At 73.8% G+C, this 20,156-nt stretch carries 19 protein-coding genes; 7 read left to right on the forward strand and 12 right to left on the reverse strand.

Annotation, left to right across the window (positions count from 1 at the left end; genetic code table 11):
- Positions 1-114 precede the first annotated feature (114 nt).
- Entirely contained in the window at positions 115-549 is a 435-nt protein-coding gene (locus tag OHB09_RS07075) for an NfeD family protein (protein WP_006143331.1), read from the reverse strand.
- 122 nt (positions 550-671) lie between these two features.
- Positions 672-1,469 carry an ABC transporter ATP-binding protein gene (locus tag OHB09_RS07080; RefSeq protein ID WP_006143332.1) on the reverse strand — a complete coding sequence of 266 codons (798 nt, stop codon included), beginning with the start codon at positions 1,467-1,469 and terminating at the stop codon, positions 672-674.
- 165 nt (positions 1,470-1,634) lie between these two features.
- Between OHB09_RS07080 and OHB09_RS07085 the strand changes: the two genes are divergently transcribed.
- Positions 1,635-2,426, forward strand: coding sequence for a hypothetical protein (locus OHB09_RS07085; protein WP_328921739.1), 792 nt, complete (start codon positions 1,635-1,637; stop codon positions 2,424-2,426).
- A gap of 542 nt (positions 2,427-2,968) precedes the next feature.
- Here the strand turns inward: OHB09_RS07085 and OHB09_RS07090 are convergent.
- From OHB09_RS07090 to OHB09_RS07100, 3 genes are all read right to left on the reverse strand, one after another.
- On the reverse strand, positions 2,969-3,208 hold the full coding sequence (locus OHB09_RS07090; protein ID WP_006143334.1) for a chaplin: 240 nt from the start codon (positions 3,206-3,208) through the stop codon (positions 2,969-2,971).
- 227 nt (positions 3,209-3,435) lie between these two features.
- Entirely contained in the window at positions 3,436-4,077 is a 642-nt protein-coding gene (locus OHB09_RS07095; protein ID WP_191890768.1) for a response regulator, read from the reverse strand.
- The gene (locus OHB09_RS07100; protein ID WP_006143336.1) at positions 4,070-5,215 is read right to left on the reverse strand and encodes a GAF domain-containing sensor histidine kinase; all 1,146 of its coding nucleotides are present in this window, start codon (positions 5,213-5,215) and stop codon (positions 4,070-4,072) included. The genes OHB09_RS07095 and OHB09_RS07100 overlap by 8 nt, the downstream gene beginning before the upstream one ends.
- 209 nt (positions 5,216-5,424) lie before the next feature.
- On the opposite strand from OHB09_RS07100, the gene OHB09_RS07105 reads away from it, so the two are divergent.
- The 3 genes from OHB09_RS07105 to OHB09_RS07115 all read left to right on the forward strand — a co-directional run bounded on the left by OHB09_RS07105 (position 5,425) and on the right by OHB09_RS07115 (position 8,501).
- Positions 5,425-6,126 (forward strand): SDR family NAD(P)-dependent oxidoreductase, encoded by a 702-nt coding sequence (locus tag OHB09_RS07105; RefSeq protein ID WP_328921740.1) that lies wholly within the window; start codon positions 5,425-5,427, stop codon positions 6,124-6,126.
- On the forward strand, positions 6,123-7,370 hold the full coding sequence (locus tag OHB09_RS07110) for an S-adenosylmethionine:tRNA ribosyltransferase-isomerase (RefSeq protein WP_328921741.1): 1,248 nt from the start codon (positions 6,123-6,125) through the stop codon (positions 7,368-7,370). The genes OHB09_RS07105 and OHB09_RS07110 overlap by 4 nt, the downstream gene beginning before the upstream one ends.
- 372 nt (positions 7,371-7,742) lie before the next feature.
- Complete coding sequence (locus OHB09_RS07115) at positions 7,743-8,501, forward strand: transglycosylase SLT domain-containing protein (protein ID WP_006143339.1); 759 nt, start codon at positions 7,743-7,745, stop codon at positions 8,499-8,501.
- Positions 8,502-8,598: 97 nt separating this feature from the next.
- On the opposite strand, the gene OHB09_RS07120 is transcribed toward OHB09_RS07115, so the two are convergent.
- Positions 8,599-11,133 (reverse strand): ABC transporter ATP-binding protein/permease, encoded by a 2,535-nt coding sequence (locus OHB09_RS07120; protein ID WP_078631226.1) that lies wholly within the window; start codon positions 11,131-11,133, stop codon positions 8,599-8,601.
- 381 nt (positions 11,134-11,514) lie between these two features.
- Here OHB09_RS07120 and OHB09_RS07125 point away from each other — a divergent pair, with 381 nt between their 5' ends.
- On the forward strand, positions 11,515-13,584 hold the full coding sequence (locus OHB09_RS07125; RefSeq protein WP_234551944.1) for a streptophobe family protein: 2,070 nt from the start codon (positions 11,515-11,517) through the stop codon (positions 13,582-13,584).
- Positions 13,585-13,696: 112 nt separating this feature from the next.
- Positions 13,697-14,908 (forward strand): phosphoserine phosphatase SerB, encoded by a 1,212-nt coding sequence (gene serB / locus OHB09_RS07130; protein ID WP_006143344.1) that lies wholly within the window; start codon positions 13,697-13,699, stop codon positions 14,906-14,908.
- Between the two features lie 126 nt (positions 14,909-15,034).
- Here the strand turns inward: serB and OHB09_RS07135 are convergent, their stop codons facing one another.
- From OHB09_RS07135 to OHB09_RS07150, 4 genes are all read right to left on the reverse strand, one after another.
- Positions 15,035-15,553 (reverse strand): SixA phosphatase family protein, encoded by a 519-nt coding sequence (locus OHB09_RS07135; RefSeq protein ID WP_006143345.1) that lies wholly within the window; start codon positions 15,551-15,553, stop codon positions 15,035-15,037.
- Between the two features lie 54 nt (positions 15,554-15,607).
- Complete coding sequence (locus OHB09_RS07140; protein WP_267972651.1) at positions 15,608-15,883, reverse strand: hypothetical protein; 276 nt, start codon at positions 15,881-15,883, stop codon at positions 15,608-15,610.
- Between the two features lie 187 nt (positions 15,884-16,070).
- Entirely contained in the window at positions 16,071-16,187 is a 117-nt protein-coding gene (locus OHB09_RS07145; protein ID WP_086011014.1) for an SGM_5486 family transporter-associated protein, read from the reverse strand.
- Between the two features lie 136 nt (positions 16,188-16,323).
- Entirely contained in the window at positions 16,324-17,616 is a 1,293-nt protein-coding gene (locus OHB09_RS07150) for a CynX/NimT family MFS transporter (RefSeq protein ID WP_006143349.1), read from the reverse strand.
- A 130-nt stretch (positions 17,617-17,746) separates the two neighbouring features.
- On the opposite strand from OHB09_RS07150, the gene OHB09_RS07155 reads away from it, so the two are divergent.
- Positions 17,747-18,439 (forward strand): FadR/GntR family transcriptional regulator, encoded by a 693-nt coding sequence (locus tag OHB09_RS07155; protein ID WP_006143350.1) that lies wholly within the window; start codon positions 17,747-17,749, stop codon positions 18,437-18,439.
- A 93-nt stretch (positions 18,440-18,532) separates the two neighbouring features.
- Here the strand turns inward: OHB09_RS07155 and fabI are convergent, their stop codons facing one another.
- Both fabI and fabG read right to left on the reverse strand, forming a co-directional pair.
- Positions 18,533-19,300: an enoyl-ACP reductase FabI gene (fabI, locus tag OHB09_RS07160; protein WP_006143351.1), complete on the reverse strand. Its 768-nt coding sequence runs from the start codon at positions 19,298-19,300 to the stop codon at positions 18,533-18,535.
- 5 nt (positions 19,301-19,305) lie between these two features.
- Positions 19,306-20,010, reverse strand: coding sequence for a 3-oxoacyl-[acyl-carrier-protein] reductase (gene fabG, locus OHB09_RS07165; RefSeq protein WP_328921742.1), 705 nt, complete (start codon positions 20,008-20,010; stop codon positions 19,306-19,308).
- Between the last annotated feature and the right edge of the window lie 146 nt (positions 20,011-20,156).

The following is a 20,156-nucleotide window of genomic DNA, read 5'->3' on the forward strand; positions in this document are numbered from 1 at the left end:
CTTCTCCGCCTCGGCTCTTACGGCAGATCTTATGGTTGTCGAAGATCTTGCTGGTCGAGTCTGACAGACCGTCGCCCGTGCCGGGGCCGTTCCGTCGAGTTGCGTCGTCCGAGGTCACATGATGATCGCCGTGGCTCCCTCGATGTCGACGACGTCCACGGACTGGCCGACGTCGTAGGCCTGTCCGGAGTCGAGTGCGCGGGCGGACCAGATCTCGCCGGCGAGTTTGATCCGCCCGCCCTCGCCGCCGTCGACCCGTTCGAGGACGACGGCCTGTCTGCCCTTCAGGGCGTCGATGCCGGTCGCGTGCTCGGGCCGTTGCCTGGCGTGCCGGTTGGCGAGGGGCCGGACCACGGCGATGAGGGCCACCGAGACGAGGACGAAGACCAGGACCTGGGCCACGATGCCGCCGCCGATGCCCGCGGTGACCGCCGCGGCGACCGCGCCGACGGCGAGCATGCCGAATTCGGGCATCGCGGTGACGACGAGGGGGATTCCGAGCGCGGCCGCGCCGACGAGCCACCACACCCATGCGTCGATGTCGTTCACAGGGTCAATGGTAGGTCCGCGCCCGGCACTCGGACAGGGCGCGGTTCGGCCCACCACGGGTCTCCCGCACGGCGGTTGGGCCGTGCGCCGGCCGGAGGGGCGGCCGGGGAGCACGGGGCGGTTCAGGACATGGGCAGACCGCGCGCGGTCCAGCGGTCGCCGGACTGCTCGACGACGAGCGGGAGACCGAAGCAGAGGGAGAGGTTGCGGGAGGTGAGTTCGAGCTCCAGGGGACCGGCGGCGAGCACCTTGCCCTGACGGATCATCAGGACGTGGGTGAAGCCGGGGGCGATCTCCTCGACGTGGTGGGTGACCATGATCATGGAGGGGGCGATCGGGTCGCGGGCGAGCCGGCCGAGGCGGCGGACGAGGTCCTCGCGGCCGCCGAGGTCGAGGCCGGCGGCGGGCTCGTCGAGGAGGAGCAGCTCGGGGTCGGTCATCAGGGCGCGGGCGATGAGGGTGCGCTTGCGCTCGCCCTCGGAGAGGGTGCCGAAGCGCCGCTCGAGGTAGTCGCTCATGCCGAGGCGGTCGAGGAAGGCGCGGGCGCGCTGCTCGTCGATGTCCTCGTACTCCTCCTGCCAGCCGGCCGTCATGCCGTACGCGGCGGTCAGCACGGTCTGCAGGACCGTCTGGCGCTTGGGGAGCTTCTCGGCGAGCGCGATGCCGGCCACGCCGATGCGGGGGCGGAGCTCGAAGACGTCGGTGCCGGGGCGGCCGAGGGTCTCGCCGAGGATGCTGGCGGTGCCCTTGCTGGGGAAGAGGTAGCTGGAGGCGACGTTGAGGAGGGTGGTCTTGCCGGCCCCGTTGGGGCCGAGGATGACCCAGCGCTCGCCCTCCTTGACCGACCAGGAGACCTGGTCCACGAGGGCCCGGCCCTCGCGGACCACGGATACGTCCTGAAGTTCCAGAACCTCGCTCATGAGCGCGTTGTCTCCCCATTGCAGTGTCGGCCGGTCGCGACTGTCGCCCACGCCGGGCGCGCACCGGTCGGCGCGGCCCGCCGCGCCTGTGGGCGCAGTCCTCCAAGAAATCTACGCCACTGGTCGGCCGGGCTGTTCCATCGGTCCGGTCCTTAGGGTGGGGGGATGCTCACGGAACCACGTTCAGGCCGGTTGGCCGCATGGGGAAATGCCCTTCTCGCCGGAATCGCGTCGCCGGACGACGCGGTGTCGGCGGTCGTCGGAGAGGACGCCGTGCACCGGGTGGAGGGGCTGCCGGGCGAGTCCGGCCCCGTCGGGCTGTCGCTGGCGCTGGGGCGGCTGCGGGCGCTCGGGGTGACCGGGCTGCGGGTGGCGCTGCCGGTGCCGGGGCATCCGCTGGGGCTGAGCGGGCCGCCGGAGTTCAACGCGCGGGCACTGGAGGTGGAGGAGGCCGTGGTGTGCCACGGGGCCGCGTTCGGGCTGGTGCCGGAGGTGCGCGAGGCCGGACCCGCGGGCGATGTGCACGTCGAGGTGCTCTGGCGCTGTCTGCCGGTGCGGGAGGCGCCGCCGGCCGACGTGCCCTCGCTCGGGGAGGCGGAGCGGGAGCTGGCGGAGGCGCTGCGGGAGGCGACCGAGGCGTTGTCGCGGCTGGACGTGGCCGGTTCGGGCCCGGTCGCGGAGGCCGCGGTGGACGCGTACCGGGCGCGGGTGGAGGGCGGCGACGGTGAGGTGCTGGCGCCGGGGTATCCGCCGCGGGCGGTGCGGGTGCTGGAGCTCGCGCGACGAGTGGGGCTGCTGGTGTCGGTGGCGTACGGCAGCGGGCACGGGGGCGCGGTGAGCGCGTCCGAGATGGCGGCGCGCGGGGAGGCGTTGCGGCCGGTGGAGCGGACGGCGCGGCGGGCGCGGGTGGCGGCGTACAACTCCGTGGTGGAGGAGCGGGAGCGGGGGGTGCGCTGAGGGCGCGCGCGGCACCGGGTCCGCCGGGGTGCGTACAGGGGCGCCGGGGGTGCCTGCGCTGCCGAGGCGGACTCGCGCTCCGGCGTAGGTGCTGCCGAGCGTGCCGTGCGTTGGCGTGCCCGGCGTAGGCGCGGTGCGGGAGGTACCGGGCTCGGGCGTAGGTGGGGATGCGGGAGGTGCCGGCGTGCCGTGGCGGATCTCCGTAGGGGTCCGGCGTGCCGTGGCGGGTCTCCGTGGGGTGCCGGCGTGCCGTGGCGGTCCCGCGCTCGGGGACTGAGTGAGGCGCCGGGCGCGGTCGCGGCGGACGCCTGCTCCGGTGTGCGGAGGGGCGCCGGGCGCGGTCGCGGTGGACCCTCGCTCCGGCGTGCGTGGCGAGCCGTACGCCCGCCTGCCCGCCCCGTCGGCCCGGACGTCCGCGGTGCGGGTGTGGCGCCGGCCTCCCGGACGGATCCGGGAGGCCGGGGCGCGAGGCACGTGCGTCCGCCGCGGACGCGGAGTGGTCCGGGCGGGAGGGGCCCCGGGTCCGTGGGGCCCCCGCGGTCTCAGTGGTTGAGGCCGAGGTTGCCGAAGGCCGGGTTCAGGACGCCGATGACGTTCACCGAGTTGCCGACGGCGTTGACGGGGACGTGGACCGGGGCCTGGATCACGTTGCCGGAGCCGACGCCCGGGGATCCGGCGGCCTTGCCGCAGGCGCCGCTGTCGGCGGACGCCATCCCCGCACCCGCGGCGACGAGCCCTCCGGCGACGAGGGTGACGGCGGCGGCCTTCTTCAGGTTCTTCACTTCTCGGTTCTCCTTGCACTCACGGTGCGCCGGGCGCACTCGGTGCGTTCCGCGTGGGTGCCGCGGCGGGCGCCGGGGCACGCAGAGGAGAACGTCCGGGACCGACGAGGGATACGCCGTCCGGGTGATATACACCCGACAGTATGAATCTCTTCTCGTAGGGGAACCGCGGGAACCCGGGGCGCGATCGCCCGCCGGACCCCGCCGGCCGTGTCCACGGCTCTGTCTCAGCCGGTCACGCCGTGCCGTACCGCCCACAGTGCCGCCTGGGTGCGGTCGGACAGGTCCAGTTTCATCAGGATGTTCGAGACGTGCGTCTTGACGGTCTTCTCGGAGAGGACGAGTGCGCGGGCGATCTCGCGGTTGGAGCGGCCGTCGGCGATCAGCCCGAGCACCTCCCGCTCCCGCTCGGTGAGCGTCCCGGCCCTCCCCTGGGCCGGGCCGGTGTCGTCCTGGGCGAGCAGCGCGCCCGCCACCTCGGGCTGGAGCAGGACGTGCCCGGCGTGCACGGAGCGGATCGCGCCGGCGAGGGCGTCCGGGTCGATGTCCTTGTAGACGTATCCGGCGGCGCCCGCGCGCAGCGCGGGGACGACCGTGCGCTGTTCGGTGAAGCTGGTGACGACGAGGACGCGCGCGGGGTGGTCCAGTTCGCGGAGCCGACGCAGTGCGTCGATGCCGTCGACGCCCGGCATCTTGACGTCCATGAGGATGACGTCGGGCCGCAGTTCCTCGGCCCGGGCGACGCCCTCGGCGCCGTCGGCCGCCTCGCCGACGACCTCGATGTCGTCCTGCACCTCGAGGAAGGTGCGCAGGCCCCGGCGGACGACCTGGTGGTCGTCGACGAGGAGCACCCTGATCGCGTCAGCCACCGGGGACCTCCATCTCGATCGTGGTGCCCTTGCCGGGCGCGGATTCCACGGTCAGGGTGCCGCCGACGCCGCCGGCCCGGTCCCGCATGGAGACGAGTCCGAGGTGGCGTCCCGCGCGGCGCACCGTCCCGGGGTCGAAGCCCGCGCCGTCGTCGGTGACGCGCAGTACGGCGCCGTGGCCGCGGCGCTCCAGGACGACGTCCACGCGGGTGGCGCCGGAGTGCCGCAGCGCGTTGTGCAGGGCCTCCTGGGCGACGCGCAGGGCGGCCTCCTCCTGCGCGGCGGGCAGGGCGCGCACCGACCGGCCGGTGAAGGTGACGCGGGCGGTGTGGGCGCGGTCGAGGACCTGGACCTGGGTGCGCAGGGTCGCGGCCAGGCCGTCCTCGTCCAGGGCGGCGGGGCGCAGTTCGACGACGGCGGCGCGCAGTTCGTCGGCGGCCTCGGCGGCGAGCGCGGCGACCTGCCGCATCTCGTCCCTGGCGCGTGCGGGGTCGCGGTCGACGAGGGCCGCGGCGGCCTGGGCGGTCAGGCGCAGGGAGAACAGTTTCTGGCTCACGGCGTCGTGCAGTTCGTGGGCGAGGCGGGAGCGTTCCTCGGCGATGGTGAGTTCGCGGCTGCGCTCGTAGAGGCGGGCGTTGGTGAGGGCGATGGCGGCGTGCTGGGCGAGGATGCCGAGGAGTTCCTCGTCCTCCTCGGTGAAGCCGCAGCGGCCGGCGGGGGCGGCGCACCGCTTGTTGGCGAGGAAGAGGGCGCCGATGACCTCGTCGCCGTCGCGGACGGGCAGGCCGAGGAAGTCGGACATCTCGGGGTGGGCGGAGGGCCAGCCCTCGAAGCGGGGGTCGGTGCGGACGTCGGCCAGGCGCTGGGGGGTGGCCTCGCTGAGCATGGCGGCGAGGATGCCGTGCTGGCGCGGGAGCGGGCCGATGGCCTTCCACTGGGCGTCGCTGACGCCGTCCACGACGAACTGGGCGAAGCCGCCGTGGTCGTCGGGGACGCCCAGGGCCGCGTACTCGGCGTCGAGCAGTTCGCGGGCGGAGGCGACGATCGTCTTCAGGACGTCGCGCACCTCCAGGTGCCTGCTCATGGCCAGCAGCGCGGAACTCACCGCGGCCAGGCCCGACGTGGGTCCGGAACTCATGACCTCACGGTACCGGGGCCGGCGCGGGCGGGGATCGGTCCGGCGGCGGGTGCGGACCGGGACCCGGGACCCGGTCCGGGAGGGCCACGGGACTAGGCCGAAGGGCCCCGCCGGACTGGATCTCCCGTCCGAGGCGGCGGGTCCGGGCGCGTCCCTACGTTGAGGGCGTCGCCGGTCGTCGGCGGCATTCACGAGGGAACGGGACGGACATGCCGGTAGCGATCATCACGGGGGCTTCCAAGGGACTGGGCCGGGCGCTCGCCGGGGCGCTGGCCGCACGCGGCTGGGACCTGGTGCTGGACGCCAGGGATCCGGGGCCGCTGGCCGGGACGGCAGAGGGGCTGGCGGCGCACGGGACCCGGGTGACGGCGCTCCCGGGGGACGTCACGGAGGCCGGGCACCGCACGGAGCTGGTGGAGAGCGCCCGGGAGCTGGGCGGCGGGGGCGTCGATCTGCTGGTGCACAACGCGAGCGCGCTGGGCGCCGAGCCGCTGGTCCCGCTGGCGGCGCTGACGACGGAGGGGCTGCGCCGGGCGCTGGAGGTGAACGTGGTGGCGGCGCACGGCCTGGTGCGCCGGGCGCTGCCGCTGCTGCGGGAGTCGCCGGTGGGCGCGGTGGTCGCCGTCAGTTCGGACGCGGCGGTGGAGGCGTACGGGACGTGGGGCGGCTACGGGGCCTCGAAGGCGGCGCTGGACCATCTGGCGGCGGTGCTGGGCGTGGAGGAGCCGGGGCTGCGGGTGTGGGCGGTGGACCCCGGGGACATGGCGACGGACCTGTACGCGGCGGCCGTGCCGGAGGACGAGGAGCCGCGGCCCGCGCCGGAGAGCGTGGTGCCCGCCTTCCTCCGGCTGCTGGACGAACGGCCGCCGAGCGGCCGCTACCGTGCCGAGGGACTGGTGGCGGGGCGATGAGGGCCCTCGCGCGCGGGCGCGCGTGGTCGGTACCGGAGGAGCTGTCGGCGCGGGTGCCGGCGGAACGGCGCGGGCCGGGGCTCGGCCGGGACGCCGTGCGGCTGCTGGTGTCGCGCGGCACGGAGGTGACGCACCACGCGTTTCCGGAGTTGCCGGGGCTGCTGCGCGCCGGGGACCTGCTGCTGGTGAACACCTCCCCCACGCTGGCCGCCGCCGCGGACGGGCGCCTCGGGTCCGACCGTGTGGTCGTGCACTTCTCCACGCGGGGCGAGGACGGGCGCTGGGCGGTGGAGCTGCGCGCCCCGGACGGGCGGGGCACCACGCGCCCGCGGGCGGGCGGTCCGGCGGGCGCGGTGGTGGAGCTGGCGGAGGGTGTGCGGCTGGTACTGGAGGAGCCGCTCGCCGCGGGGAGCGAGCGGCTGTGGTGGGCCCGGGCCGTCGCATCGGGGGCACGGGACGGGCGCGTGCGGGGCGGGAACGCGCTGGGCGGGGGTCCGCACGACGGGGGCGCGCACGACGGAGATGCGACCGGCGCGGACGCGACCGGCACGGACGCACGGGACGGGGGCGCTGCGGACGCGGACGCACGGGACGGGGGCGCTGCGGGCCGTGTCGTGCGCCCCTCGGAGGTTGTGGACGTGCCCGGGCTGCTGCGGCGGCACGGGCGGCCCATCCGGTACGCGTACACGGAGCGGGACCAGCCGCTCTCGGCGTACCAGACGGTGTTCGCGCTGCCGGGCGCCGACGGGGCGGGCAGCGCGGAGATGCCGAGCGCGGCACGGCCCTTCACCCCGCGGCTGGTGGCGGAGCTGGTGAGCCGGGGCGTGCAGTTCGCGCCCCTGACGCTGCACACCGGGGTGGCCTCGGCGGAGGCGCACGAGCCGCCGTACCCGGAGGGGTTCGCCGTGCCGGAGGCCTCGGCACGGCTGGTCAACGCCGCCCGAGCGGGGGGCGGGCGGGTGGTCGCGGTGGGGACGACGGCGGTGCGGGCGGTGGAGTCCGCCGCCGGGGCCGACGGGATCGTACGGGCGTGTGCCGGATGGACGGACCTGGTGGTGACTCCCGGCCGGGGGGTGCGGGTGGTGGACGGGCTGCTGACCGGGCTGCACGAGCCGGAGGCCTCGCATCTGCTGATGCTGGAGGCGGTGGCCGGGCGGGAGGCGGTCGAGCGGGGGTACGAGGAGGCGCTCGCGGGACGCTACCTGTGGCACGAGTTCGGGGACGTGCACCTCCTGCTGCGGTAGGGCAGTCGGGAGGCGGAGCACCGGCCACGGGGCGTGCTCACGCAGTGCATTGCTCACGCAACCAACTGTGAGAGAGACGTGGAGCCCGTGTGAGCCCGCGCATAGGGCGCACATCACGTACGAAGCGGATTAGGAGGCAGGGAAAGGGCGCGTGAGCGGGGCGGATCGGGCGATCTGTCCCGTTTTGCCGTTCCTGTGTCCACTACCGGGGATCGTACGTCACACCTTTGCCTGGCGTTTTTGCGGCCGCTAAGAATTGCATCCGTCGCTCGGCGCCGCATGTACTACCCGCGGCGTCCGGACCGGAAACATCCCGTTGTCCGTCCCGGCCCGGGAGCGACCTCCGCGCTATTCGAAGAGGTCCTACCACCCATGCCCAAGTACACCGCCTTGCTTCGCGGCCGCGCCCTGGCCACGTCCCATCGCGCCGGCATCGCCGGTGTCGCCGCGCTCGGTGCAGCCGCCCTCGCGATATCCGCCGCTCCGAGCAGCGCGCAGTCCACCCCGAGCCACGAGGCAGCCGCCTCCGCCGCTCCGGTGAAGTACAGCACCCAGCGCATCGAGGGCGTCAAGGTGCAGGTGACCGACCAGATGGCGGGCCAGCAGCTCAAGGCCGAGGCCATCGCCGCGAAGAAGCAGGCCGCCGACGACGCGGCCGCCAAGAAGCGGGAGGCCGCCGAGGGCGGCGGCAAGGCCGCGCACAAGGCCCAGGAGAAGAAGGCGGCCGCCGAGGCCGGGAAGAGCCGCGGCGGCGACCGCTCCGCGAGCCGCTCGGCGCACCGCCCCGCGGCCCCCGCCCACAAGTCCTACGCGAACAACCTGGACGGCTGGATCCGGGAGTCGCTGGACATCATGGACAAGCACGACATCCCGGGCTCGTACAGCGGCCTGCACCGCAACATCATGCGGGAGTCCTCTGGCAACCCGCACGCCATCAACGACTGGGACATCAACGCGATCAACGGCATCCCCTCGAAGGGGCTGCTGCAGGTCATCCCGCCGACCTTCAAGACGTACCACGTGCCCGGAACCTCGTGGAACATCTACGACCCGGTCGCCAACATCACGGCCGCCTGCAACTACGCGGCGCACCGCTACGGCTCGATGGACAACGTCGACAGCGCGTACTGAGGCGGCCCGGACCCCCGTCCCACGCGGAAAGGGCGGCACCCCCGAGAGGGTGCCGCCCTTCGCCGTGCGCGCGGGGCCGGGCGCGCTCAGAGCGCCGTCACTTGCGCATGACCTCCGGCTCGTGGCGCCGCAGGAAGCGGGCCACGAAGAAGCCGCAGATCACGCCGAGGACGATCAGCGCGGCCATGTCCAGGCCCCAGGCGGAGGCCGTGTGGTTCCACAGCGGGTCGGTGCTGCCCGGGTCGTCGGTGTTGGGCGCGATGTTGTTGAAGTCCAGCGTCGTGCCGGCGGCGGCGACCGCCCAGCGGGACGGCATCAGGTACGAGAACTCGTTGACGCCGACCGTGCCGTGCAGCGTGAACAGGCAGCCGGTGAACACCACCTGGACGATGGCGAACATGACCAGCAGCGGCATGGTCTTCTCGGCGGTCTTCACCAGCGAGGAGATGACCAGGCCGAACATCATCGACGCGAAGCCGAGCGCCATGATCGGCAGGCACAGCTCGAACAGTGTGTTGCTCTTGAGGATGAGCCCCTCTCCGGGGATCTCCCGGCTGGAGAAGCCGATCACTCCGACCAGCAGGCCCTGCAGCACCGTGACGGCGCCGAGGACGACCACCTTCGACATCAGGTACGCCGACCGGGACAGCCCCGTCGCCCGTTCCCGTTCGTAGATGACCCGTTCCTTGATCAGCTCCCGGACGGAGTTCGCGGCGCCCGCGAAACAGGCGCCGACGGCGAGGATCAGCAGGACCGTGGTCGCCGTGCCGTTCGGGAAGGGCACGCCGGTCTGCGGATTGACCCGGTTGACCAGCAGGCCCTTGTCCGCGTCGATCAGCAGGCTGACCGCGCCGAGCACCGCGGGCAGGATCACCGTCAGCGCGAGGAAGCCCTTGTCGGAGGCGATGACCGAGACGTAGCGCCGGATCAGGGTGATGAGCTGGGAGGTCCAGCCCTGCGGCTTGGGCGGCCGGATCGCCTGCGGCGGCGGCATGTGCACCGACTGCGGGGCCACCGCGTCGATGTCGGCCGCGTACATCTGGTAGTGCTGCGAGCCCTTCCAGCGGCCCGCCCAGTCGTAGTCGCGGTAGTTCTCGAAGGCGGAGAAGACATCGGCCCAGGAGTCGTAGCCGAAGAAGTTCAGCGCCTCCTCGGGCGGGCCGAAGTAGGCGACCGAACCGCCCGGCGCCATCACCAGGAGCTTGTCGCAGATCGCCAGCTCGGCCACCGAGTGCGTGACGACGAGGACCGTGCGGCCGTCGTCGGCGAGACCGCGCAGCAGCTGCATGACGTCGCGGTCCATGCCCGGGTCCAGGCCGGAGGTCGGCTCGTCCAGGAAGATCAGCGAGGGCTTGGTGAGCAGCTCCAGGGCGACGGAGACGCGCTTGCGCTGGCCGCCGGACAGGGAACTGACCTTCTTGTCCTTGTGGATGTCGAGCTTGAGCTCGCGCAGCACCTCGTCGATGCGCGACTGGCGCTCCTCGCGCGTGGTGTCGGCGGGGAAGCGCAGCTTGGCCGCGTACTTCAGGGCCCGCTTGACCGACAGCTCCTTGTGCAGGATGTCGTCCTGCGGGACGAGGCCGATGCGCTGGCGCAGCTCGGCGAACTGCTTGTACAGGTTCCGGTTGTCGTAGAGGACGTCGCCCTGGTTGGCGGGGCGGTAGCCGGTCAGCGCCTTCAGCAGCGTCGACTTGCCGGAACCGGAGGGGCCGATGACCGCGATCAGCGACTTCTCGGGGACGCCGAAGGAGACGTCCCGCAGGATCTGCTTGCCGCCGTCGACCGTGACGGTCAGGTGCCGCGCGGAGAAGGAGACCTCGCCGGTGTCGACGAACTCCTCGAGCCGGTCGCCGACGACGCGGAACGTCGAGTGGCCGACACCGACGACGTCGGTGGGCCCGAGCTGGACGGAGCCGCCCTTGGGCACCGGAGCGCCGTTGACGTACGTGCCGTTGTGCGAGCCGAGGTCACGGATCTCGAGGCGGCCGTCGGGCGTCGCGTGGAACTCGGCGTGGTTGCGGGAGACCTGGAGGTCGGAGACGACCAGGTCGTTCTCCAGGGCACGGCCGATGCGCATCACGCGGCCCAGCGAGAACTGGTGGAACGTGGTGGGGCTGCGGTCGCCGTAACCGTGCGCCGCCGGCGCGCCGCCCGCCGGTCCGCCCGGATGGGCGGGCGCCGCGGCGGGGCCGTGGTTCTGCTGCTGCGGAATCTGCGGCTGCGGCGGGGCGGGCTGCTGCGCGGGGCCGCCGGGTGCCTGCGGCGCCCAGCCGGGGTCCGCCTGCCGGGCGGCGTACGGCTGTTGCTGGGGCCCCGCCTGCGGGGCGGCGACGGCGGCCTCGGCGGCGGAGAGATTCAGCCGCGGTCCGTCGGTCGCGTTGCCCAGGTTGACGACCGTGCCGGAGGCGAGCTCCACACGGTCCACCCGCTGCCCCCGCGCGAACGTGCCGTTGGTGCTGCCGTGGTCCACCAGCACCCAGCCCCGGCCGTCGAAGGAGACCGTGCCGTGCCGCCAGGAGACCCTGGCGTCGTCGAACACGATGTCACCCTGCGGATCACGGCCAAGGGTGTATGACCTGGACGGGTCGAGCGTCCAGGTCCGTCCATTTGCTTCCAGTACGAGTTCTGGCACTCCATGCCCCACTGAGTTGTCCCCCGAATTTGCCCCCGTCGCGGGGAGTCTAGGGATGTCGAACATCGTGGGGAACTATTTCAGGCGGGCACCCCTGACCGAAAGTCGGGCCGTGCGAAGACCGTGTACGACGGCTTTGGGGGTGTACGTGCCTTTGCCGTCGTCGGGGGTGCAAACCGGTCCGGGCAGTGGTAAACCACGCGAGGGGGACATCCGCCGGGCCGGGCACGTGGCCGGACACCTGACGGTGGGTGCGCCGCGACGCGGAGTACGCGGATCGGGGGATCGGTCATGGGTGCTGTGCCGGCCGGACGGGCCCGTGGGGACGGGTCCTTGGGGGGCGGGTCCGTCAGGGGCGGACCCGCGGGGCGCGGAGGCGGTGTGCCGTGGAAGGACGTGCTGCTGGGCGCGTCGGCGTGCGTCGGCTGGGCGGTCCTCGGGATGGCGTGCACCGCCGCGCTCGGGCTGCGTCTGCTGGAGGCGGACTCGCAGGGCGAACTGGCGCCGATGACCGCCGCGGTGGTCGCGCTCGGCGCGGGCGGGGCGGTCCGGCCCTCCGGTGACATGTCGGTGTGGGGGGTGGAGGGAGCGGAGGCGGCGACCGCGCTGCGGTTCACGCCCCTGGGTGTCGGGCTGGTCGGCGCGCTGCTGCTGTCCTGGTTCTTCCTGCGATCGCTGCGGGCGGCGGGCCGCGCGCCCTCGCCGGGGGAACTCCTCGCGCGGGCGGGCGCGGTGGTCGTGCTGTTCACGGCGGTGATCGGCGGACTCGGCCGGGCGGGACACGAGGTCGTCACGCTCGACGGGAGCGCGCTGGGCCTCGACTCGCTGCCGGGCCTGGGCGCGGGCTCGGGAGGCTCGGGTGGCGGCGGCTCGGGGGCGGGGGACCTGGACATTCCCGGACTCGGTGACCTCGGTGGCCTCGGGGATCTGGGCGGGCTGGGCGGCCTCGGGGATCTCGGCGGCGCGCTGCCGGACCGGCTGGGCGATCTGATGCGCGCGAAGGCCGAGATCGGGTTCACCGTGGACACCGGGCCCACGCTGCTGGGTGCCGCCCTGTGGGCGGCGGGGGTGCTGCTGCTCGCGCTGCTCGCCTCCCGCAGGACCCCGCTGCCGCCCGGCTGGGACGTCCTGCACCGTGTGGTGCGGCCGGCAGTGTCCGCGCTGGTCACGGTGGCTCTGACGGCCGTGACGGCGGGCCTCGCGGCGGCGGCGTACGCGGCGGTCGGCGACCCCCACCCCCGGCGGATCGCGGGCGCCGCCCTGCTGGGCGCGCCCAACGGCGTGTGGATGGGCGTGCCGATCGGTCTGTTCGTCCCGTGGGACGGCGGGGTCACCGGAGTCCTCACGCGCGTCCTGCCCGACCCCGTGGACCGTCTGCTCGGCACCCGGCCCGGTGAGCCCGTCACCCTCGGGCGGCTCGGGGAACTGGACGGGCGGGTGTGGCTCCTGGGGGTGGCGGCGGCACTGATGATGCTGCTGGCCGGGGTGCTGACCGCGGTACGCACGCCGATGCCCCCGCCGGTGCGGACTGGACCGTCGGCCGGAGCGTCGGGTACGGCGTCCGCCGGAGGGGGCGCTGCCGGGGGCGGCCCGGAGGCGGTGGGCCCCGCGGTACGAGGGACGGGTCCGCTCGGTTTCGCGGGGCGCTGCGCACTGCGGCTCGGCATCGCGACGGCGGTGGCACTGCCCCTGCTCGCCTGGTTGACGGAGGTGTCGGTGGACGCCTCGGTGACGGTGCTCGGCGTCCACGTCCTCGGGGCCGGACTGCGGCTGCGCGGACATCTCGGCACGGCGCTGCTGCTGGGCGCGCTGTGGGGCGCGGGGGCTGGCGCGGTGGGGGCCGGGCTGGCGTGGGTGTGCGGGGCCGCGGGGCGCGGGGCGGTGCCGGGGGACGTGGGGGTGCGTGCGCCCGCGGGGGAGGTGGGGACTTGGGAGGCGTCCTCCTCCGGGGCGACCGTGCTGCTCCGGAGGGCCGGGCAGCCCCGGGGGACCGCGCCCGCCCGCGAGGAGGCGGGTCCCTACCGGCCGACCGTGCCCCACCGGGCGCCCGACCCCGGGACCAATCCGTATCTGCGGGTACCGCAGGAAGCGGGGCGCGAGACGGACGAGGGAGCCGGACGCGAGCGGGCGGACGAGCGGGAACCGGAGGACGCGAGGCCCTACCCGGCCGGGGGGCCCGCCGGAGGGGAACCGGAGGACGCGAGGCCGCCGGGGGCCCAGGAACCACGAGCGCCCGGGGTGCACGGGGCGCCCACGGTGATCGCCCCCCTGGTGCCGCCGGGGCCGACCGGGCAGCCGGGTGCGAAGAGGCGGGGGCGGCCGGGGCGGCCGACGGTTCCGCCGCTGCCGGTGACGCCCCCGCCGCCGCCCGGTCGGCCCCCCGGTCCTCCGCCGGAACCCCCGCCGGAGCCGCCCCCGGCACCGCCCCGGGGGCGGCCGGGGCGGGGTTGAGGGGTCCGTCCGCGCAGGCCGCCGGGTCCGGCCGGTGTCCCCCGCCGCTCTGTGTCCGTCAGGCGGACCACGGGGGCGCGGGGAACGGCGTGACGGATACGGTGGAGGCACCATGAGCGCATCGCAGACCACCGACACGCCCACTCTCCTTGTCAAGATCTTCGGCAAGGACCGCCCCGGCATGACGGCCGGGCTGTTCGACACCCTCGCCGCCTACTCCGTCGACGTGGTCGACATCGAGCAGGTCGTCACCCGGGGCCGGATGGTGCTCTGCGCGCTCGTGACGCAGCCCGCCGCCGGCGCGGAGGGGGACCTGCGGGCCACCGTCCACAGCTGGGCGGAATCGATGAAGATGCAGGCGGAGATCATCTCCGGCACGGGCGACAACCGTCCGCGCGGTTCGGGGCGCTCGCTGGTCACGGTGCTCGGCCACCCGCTCACCGCGGAGGCCACGGCCTCGATCGCGGCGTGGATCTCCGGCACGGGCGCCAATATCGACCGCATCTTCCGGCTCGCCAAGTACCCGGTGACCGCCGTGGAGTTCGCGGTCTCCGGTGTGGAGACCGAGCCCCTGCGGACCGCGCTGGCCACCGGGGCCGCGACCCTCGGTGTCGATGTCGCCGTGGTCTCGGCCGGGCTGCACCGGCGGGCACAGCGGCTGGTGGTCATGGACGTGGACTCCACGCTCATCCAGGACGAGGTCATCGAGCTGTTCGCCGCGCACGCGGGCTGCGAGGAGCAGGTCGCCGAGGTGACCGCCGCCGCGATGCGGGGGGAGCTGGACTTCGCGCAGTCGCTGCACGCGCGGGTCGCGCTGCTGAAGGGGCTGGACGCCTCCGTGGTGGACAAGGTGCGCAGCGAGGTCCGGCTGACGCCGGGGGCGCGCACGCTGATCCGGACACTGAAGCGGCTCGGCTACCAGGTCGGGGTGGTCTCCGGCGGTTTCACGCAGGTGACCGACGATCTGCGGGAGCGGCTCGGGCTGGACTTCGCCCAGGCCAACACGCTGGAGATCGTGGACGGCAGGCTCACCGGGCGGGTCACCGGGGAGATAGTCGACCGGGCGGGCAAGGCGAGGCTGCTGCGCCGGTTCGCGGCGGAGGCCGGGGTGCCGCTGGCGCAGACGGTCGCGATCGGCGACGGCGCGAATGATCTGGACATGCTGAACGCGGCGGGGCTGGGCGTCGCGTTCAACGCGAAGCCGGTGGTGCGGCAGGCCGCGCACACGGCGGTGAACTTTCCCTTCCTCGACACCGTGCTGTACCTGCTGGGGATCACACGGGAAGAGGTCGAGGCGGCGGACACGCAGGACGATTCGCTGTAGACGGGGCCGCGGACGAGGGAGCCCGGGACCGCAGGGCTCCCGTCCCGGCACCCGGGCCCCGGAGTGCCGCGCGCGAACCCGGACTCCGGGCGCCCGCGCGGGAAGGACCCGGGGCCGGGCCCGCGGTCACTCCGAGGGGGCCCAGTAGTCGTCGAGGGAGGCGGCGCCGGGCTCCAGCGTCTTCCAGGGGCCGTCGAAGGTGAGGACGGCGAACGCGGAGGTGGGGAAGCCCCGACGGGTCATGCGGTCGCGGGCGCCGGCGTCCGCCCGGCCGGTGAGGACCTCGGCCAGGCCGTGGACGCCCGGGTTGTGGCCGATGAGGACGACAGTGCGGGCGTCCTCGGGGGTCTCGTTGAGCACGGCGACGAGTTCGCCGGGCGAGGCATCGTAGATCCGCTCCTCGTAGACGGTCTTCGGGCGGTGCGGGAGCTCGTGAACGGCGAGCTTCCAGGTCTCCCGGGTGCGTGTCGAGGTGGAGCAGAGGGCCAGGTCGAAGTCGAAGCCCGAGTCGGCCAGTCTGCGGCCGGCGACGGGGGCGTCCTTGCGTCCCCGTTCGGCGAGCGGGCGCTCGTGGTCGGCTACCTGCGGCCAGTCGGCCTTCGCATGACGGAGGAGGACGATCCTGCGGGGTTCTGCGACGCTCATGTGTCCCAGCTTCGCACGAAACAGGCCGATGGGCTCAGGGAGTTGGCCGAGGACCTACGGGTGCTCGATCAGCTGCACGGCGTGTTCGACCACGCGGGCGAGCCCGGTGTCCGCTCCGGCCGCCCCCGTGTGGGCGGGGTTGAGTATGAGGGCCAGAAGCGCGAGGAAGGCCGCGACGGGCAGGGCCAGCGCCCACCAGGGAAGCCGGATGTCGACGCCGCCCCCGGACACGGACGCCGCCACCGGGGCCGAGGCCACCGGGGTCGAGGCCACCGAGGACGCGGACGAGGACGCCGGGGAGCGGGGCGGGGTGTGCGTGCGGGCCGGCATGACGCCTCCAGGGTCTCCGTGTCCTCGTGATCCGCCGTACGCGGTCATAGTTCGAAGGTACGGAGTCGGGGCTCCCCGGCCCATCCGGTGATCCACCCACTTGACCCTGACACTCGCCCCCTAGGGGACAGGGGGGCCAGCCCCACCCCACTCGGCCCCGAAGGCGCGGCGGCCCCCGGAGCCGGGGTCAGGGGGCGGCGATCGTCGCGATGACGGCGATGACCACGAGGATGGCGAGGAACGCGCCGAAGATGATCAGCATCTTCTTCTGGCCGTTCTGCGGATTCGGTTCGAGGACGGGCATGGGCACAAGTCTCGCACTTCCCGCGTGCCCGACGGCGTGCGGGGGCATCGGCACGCCGCCCCCGCGTGGTCCCCACCGCCCGAGGCGTGAGCACGCCGCTCCCGCGTTGCCCCTCACCGCCGCACCGTCCGGAACGTCAGCGCGCCGCCGCCTCGTCCTCCACGGTGCGGTCACGGCCCGCCAGGACGCCGACGAGGATCTGCGGGACCATGAGGACGGCCATCAGCGCCAGGGGCTGCCCCCAGCCGCCGGAGTGCTGGTACAGGACGCCGACCAGCAGCGGACCGGGGATGGAGAGCAGGTACCCGGTGCTCTGGGCGAAGGCGGACAGCTGGGCCACGCCCGCGCCGGTGCGGGCCCGCATGCCGACCATCGTCAGCGCGAGCGGGAACGCGCAGTTGGAGATGCCGAGCAGGACGGCCCAGGCCCAGGCGCCGCCCGCGGGGGCGAGGTAGAGCCCCGCGTACCCGGCGAGCCCGCAGACGCCCAGGACGACGGCGATGGGCCCCTGGTGGGGCAGCCGGGTGGCCACCCGGGGGATGACGAAGGCGAGAGGGACGCCCATCACCATGGTGACGGCGAGCAGCAGTCCCGCCGTGCCGGCGGAGAGCCCGGCATCACGGTAGATCTGGGCCATCCAGCCCATCGTGATGTACGCGGCGGTCGACTGGAGGCCGAAGAAGACGGCCAGGGCCCAGGCGATCCGGCTGCGGGTGATGCGCAGGCGGCCCCCCGCGGCCTCGGGCACCGCGGGGGCAGGGGCGGGCGCGGGCTCGATCCGTTCGGCGCCGCGGACGCGGAGCAGCACGAGCCAGGGCAGCACGGCGACCGCGGCGAGCCCCGCCCACACCGCTAGCCCGGCGCGCCAGTCGCCGCCCAGCCCGTCGGTCACGGGCACGGTGACGGCGGCGGGCAGGGAGGTGCCGAGGGCGAGCGCCATCGAGTACAGGCCGGTCATGGGGCCGACCCGGTCGGGGAACCAGCGCTTGACGAGGACCGGCATCAGGATGTTGCTGACCGCGATGCCCATGAGCGCGAGGGCGGTGCCGGCCAGGAAGCCCACCGTGTTGCCGGCGTAGGGCCGGATCAGCAGCCCCGCGGCGATCGCGACCATGCCGGTGCAGACCACGACGGAGAGCCCGAAGCGGCGGGCCAGCCGGGGTGCCATGACGCCGAAGACGGCGAAGCACAGGGAGGGCACGGAGGTCAGCACTCCCGCGACGCTGCCGCTCATGCCGAGGCCGTCGCGGACCTCCTCCAGGAGGGCGCCGAGACTGGTGACGGCGGGGCGGAGGTTGAGGGCGGCCAGGACGATGCCCACGGGGAGCAGCCGCAGTACCCATACGCCGGCACCGGGCACGGAGTCGGTCTTCGTGCGCGTGCCGGGACGCGGGTGCGGTGTCGTCGTGCGTGTCCTGTCGCTGGCCATGCCACCCATCATAGAATCATGGGATGATTGGTTGTCCACTCCCCCATGGCCTGCACGGGTTACCCGGCTTGCCCGGCCCCCGTGCCCCCCTCGGCTCCCCGAGCCGCGCCCGTACCCCCGGAGGCGTGCCGTGCCCCTGACCCATCCCCGCCGTTCGGCGCTGTCCGAGCAGGTCATCGCGGCCCTGCGGGCGCAGATCACCTCGGGCGAGTGGCCGGTGGGCTCACGCATCCCGACCGAGCCGGAGCTGGTCGAGCAGCTCGGCGTCGCGCGCAACACGGTGCGGGAGGCCGTGCGCGCCCTCGCGCACAACGGGCTGCTGGACATCCGCCAGGGCTCGGGCACGTACGTCGTGGCGACGAGTGAGCTGGCGGGCGTGATGCACCGCAGGTTCGCCGGCGCGGACGCCGGTCACATCGCGGAACTGCGCGCGGCGCTGGAGTCCGCGGCCGCCCGGCTGGCCGCCGAGCGGCGCACGGAGCGGGATCTGAAGCAGTTGGAGACGCTGCTGGTGCGCCGGGAGGAAGCGTGGCGGTCCGGGGACCCGGAGGTGTTCGTGGCGGCCGACGCGACGTTCCACCTGGCCGTGGTCGCCGCGTCCGGCAACGAGGTCATGACGGCGATGTACGCGGACCTGAGCGAGGTGCTGCGGGACTGGCTGCGCGGCGACGTGGGCCCGGAGCTGACGCCGGAGACGTACATGGGCCACGACGTGCTGCTGGACGCGCTGCGCGAGGGGGACGGGGCGGCCGCCGCCGCGGCGGCCGGGAGCTACCCGGTGATGTGCCGCCCGGGGCGGCCCGCGCCGCCGTCCGAGGGCTGAGGCCGTACGCGCGGTGCCCCGCCCCGCGGGAGGCGGGAGCGGGGCACCGTGGAGACACGGGTACCGCGGGTATGGCGGGTACCGGCGCGGGGGTCAGGCGCCGATCGCGTGCAGACCGCCGTCGACGTGGACGATCTCGCCGGTGGTCTTGGGGAACCAGTCGCTGAGCAGGGCGACGATGCCCTTGCCGGCCGGCTCGGGGTCCTTGAGGTCCCACTCCAGCGGGGAGCGGCTGTCCCACACGGCGGCCAGGTCGCTGAAGCCGGGGATGGACTTGGCGGCCATGGAGCCGATCGGTCCGGCGGAGATCAGGTTGCAGCGGATGTTCTGCTTGCCGAGGTCGCGCGCCAGGTAGCGGCTGGTGGCCTCCAGGGCGGCCTTGGCCGGGCCCATCCAGTCGTACTGCGGCCAGGCGTACTGCGCGTCGAAGGTGAGGCCGACGACGGAGCCGCCGTTCTGCATCAGCGGCAGGCAGGCCGTGGTCAGCGACTTCAGGGAGTACGCCGAGACGTGCATCGCGGTGGCGACGGACTCGAACGGGGTGTTGAGGAAGTTGCCGCCGAGGGCGTCCTGCGGGGCGAAGCCGATGGAGTGGACGACGCCGTCGAGGCCGCCCAGCTCCTCGCCGACGATGTCGGCGAGCCGGCCGAGGTGCTCGTCGTTGGTGACGTCGAGCTCGATGACCTTGGTGGGCTTCGGCAGCTTCTTGGCGATGCGCTCGGTCAGGGTGGGGCGCGGGAACGCGGTCAGGATGATCTCCGCGCCCTGCTCCTGGGCCAGCTTGGCGGCGTGGAAGGCGATGGAGGACTCCATCAGCACACCGGTGATCAGGACGCGCTTGCCCTCGAGAATTCCGCTCATGGTGATCAGTGACCCATTCCCAGTCCGCCGTCAACGGGAATGACGGCTCCAGTGATGTACGAGGCGTCGTCCGAGGCGAGGAAGCGCACCGCCGCGGCGATCTCCTCCGACCGCGCGTACCGGCCGAGCGGCACCTGCGCGAGGATCTTCGTCTGCTGGTCCTCGGTGAGCTCCCGGGTCATGTCGGTGTCGACGAAACCGGGCGCGACGACGTTGAAGGTGATGTTGCGCGAGCCCAGCTCACGGGCGAGGGAGCGCGCGAAGCCGACCATCGCGGCCTTGGAGGCGGCGTAGTTCGCCTGTCCCGCGGAGCCGAGCAGGCCGACGACGGAGGAGATCAGGACGACCCGCCCCTTCTTGGCGCGCAGCATGCCGCGGTTGGCCCGCTTGACGACCCGGAAGGTCCCGGTGAGGTTGGTGTCGACGACGGAGGTGAAGTCCTCCTCCGACATCCGCATCAGGAGCTGGTCCTTGTTGATGCCGGCGTTGGCGACCAGGATCTCGACGGGCCCGTGCGTCTCCTCGATCTCCTTGTAGGCCTGCTCCACCTGCTCGGTGTCGGTGATGTCGCACTTGACGGCCAGGAACCCCTGGGGCGGCTCACCGGAGCGGTACGTGATCGCGACCTTGTCGCCGGCATCGGCGAAAGTGCGGGCGATGGCGAGGCCGATGCCCCGGTTGCCTCCGGTGACGAGAACCGAGCGGCTCAACGGATCACCCTTTCGATAACGGTCTGGAGCCCCTGCGAGACAGGCGCCTTCACCTGGGAAACCTATCGGTCCGTCCGCGTACGCGGGGAATCGGGCACCCACAGTGGCGTGCGGGCCTGGCTGTCGGGTCCCTACAGAAGGCCCGG

The sequence above is a fragment of the Streptomyces griseoaurantiacus genome (genome assembly GCF_036189845.1).
Classification (GTDB): Bacteria; Actinomycetota; Actinomycetes; order Streptomycetales; family Streptomycetaceae; genus Streptomyces; species Streptomyces griseoaurantiacus.

Coding starts and splice junctions, on each gene's coding strand:
- OHB09_RS07080 (WP_006143332.1), bottom strand. CDS start 1,469: ATGAGCGAGGTTCTGGAACTTCAGGACGTATCCGTGGTCCGCGAGGGC.
- OHB09_RS07085 (WP_328921739.1), top strand. CDS start 1,635: ATGCTCACGGAACCACGTTCAGGCCGGTTGGCCGCATGGGGAAATGCC.
- OHB09_RS07100 (WP_006143336.1), bottom strand. CDS start 5,215: ATGAGTTCCGGACCCACGTCGGGCCTGGCCGCGGTGAGTTCCGCGCTG.
- OHB09_RS07105 (WP_328921740.1), top strand. CDS start 5,425: ATGCCGGTAGCGATCATCACGGGGGCTTCCAAGGGACTGGGCCGGGCG.
- OHB09_RS07110 (WP_328921741.1), top strand. CDS start 6,123: ATGAGGGCCCTCGCGCGCGGGCGCGCGTGGTCGGTACCGGAGGAGCTG.
- OHB09_RS07115 (WP_006143339.1), top strand. CDS start 7,743: ATGCCCAAGTACACCGCCTTGCTTCGCGGCCGCGCCCTGGCCACGTCC.
- serB (WP_006143344.1), top strand. CDS start 13,697: ATGAGCGCATCGCAGACCACCGACACGCCCACTCTCCTTGTCAAGATC.
- OHB09_RS07135 (WP_006143345.1), bottom strand. CDS start 15,553: ATGAGCGTCGCAGAACCCCGCAGGATCGTCCTCCTCCGTCATGCGAAG.
- OHB09_RS07140 (WP_267972651.1), bottom strand. CDS start 15,883: ATGCCGGCCCGCACGCACACCCCGCCCCGCTCCCCGGCGTCCTCGTCC.
- OHB09_RS07145 (WP_086011014.1), bottom strand. CDS start 16,187: ATGCCCGTCCTCGAACCGAATCCGCAGAACGGCCAGAAGAAGATGCTG.
- OHB09_RS07150 (WP_006143349.1), bottom strand. CDS start 17,616: ATGGCCAGCGACAGGACACGCACGACGACACCGCACCCGCGTCCCGGC.
- fabI (WP_006143351.1), bottom strand. CDS start 19,300: ATGAGCGGAATTCTCGAGGGCAAGCGCGTCCTGATCACCGGTGTGCTG.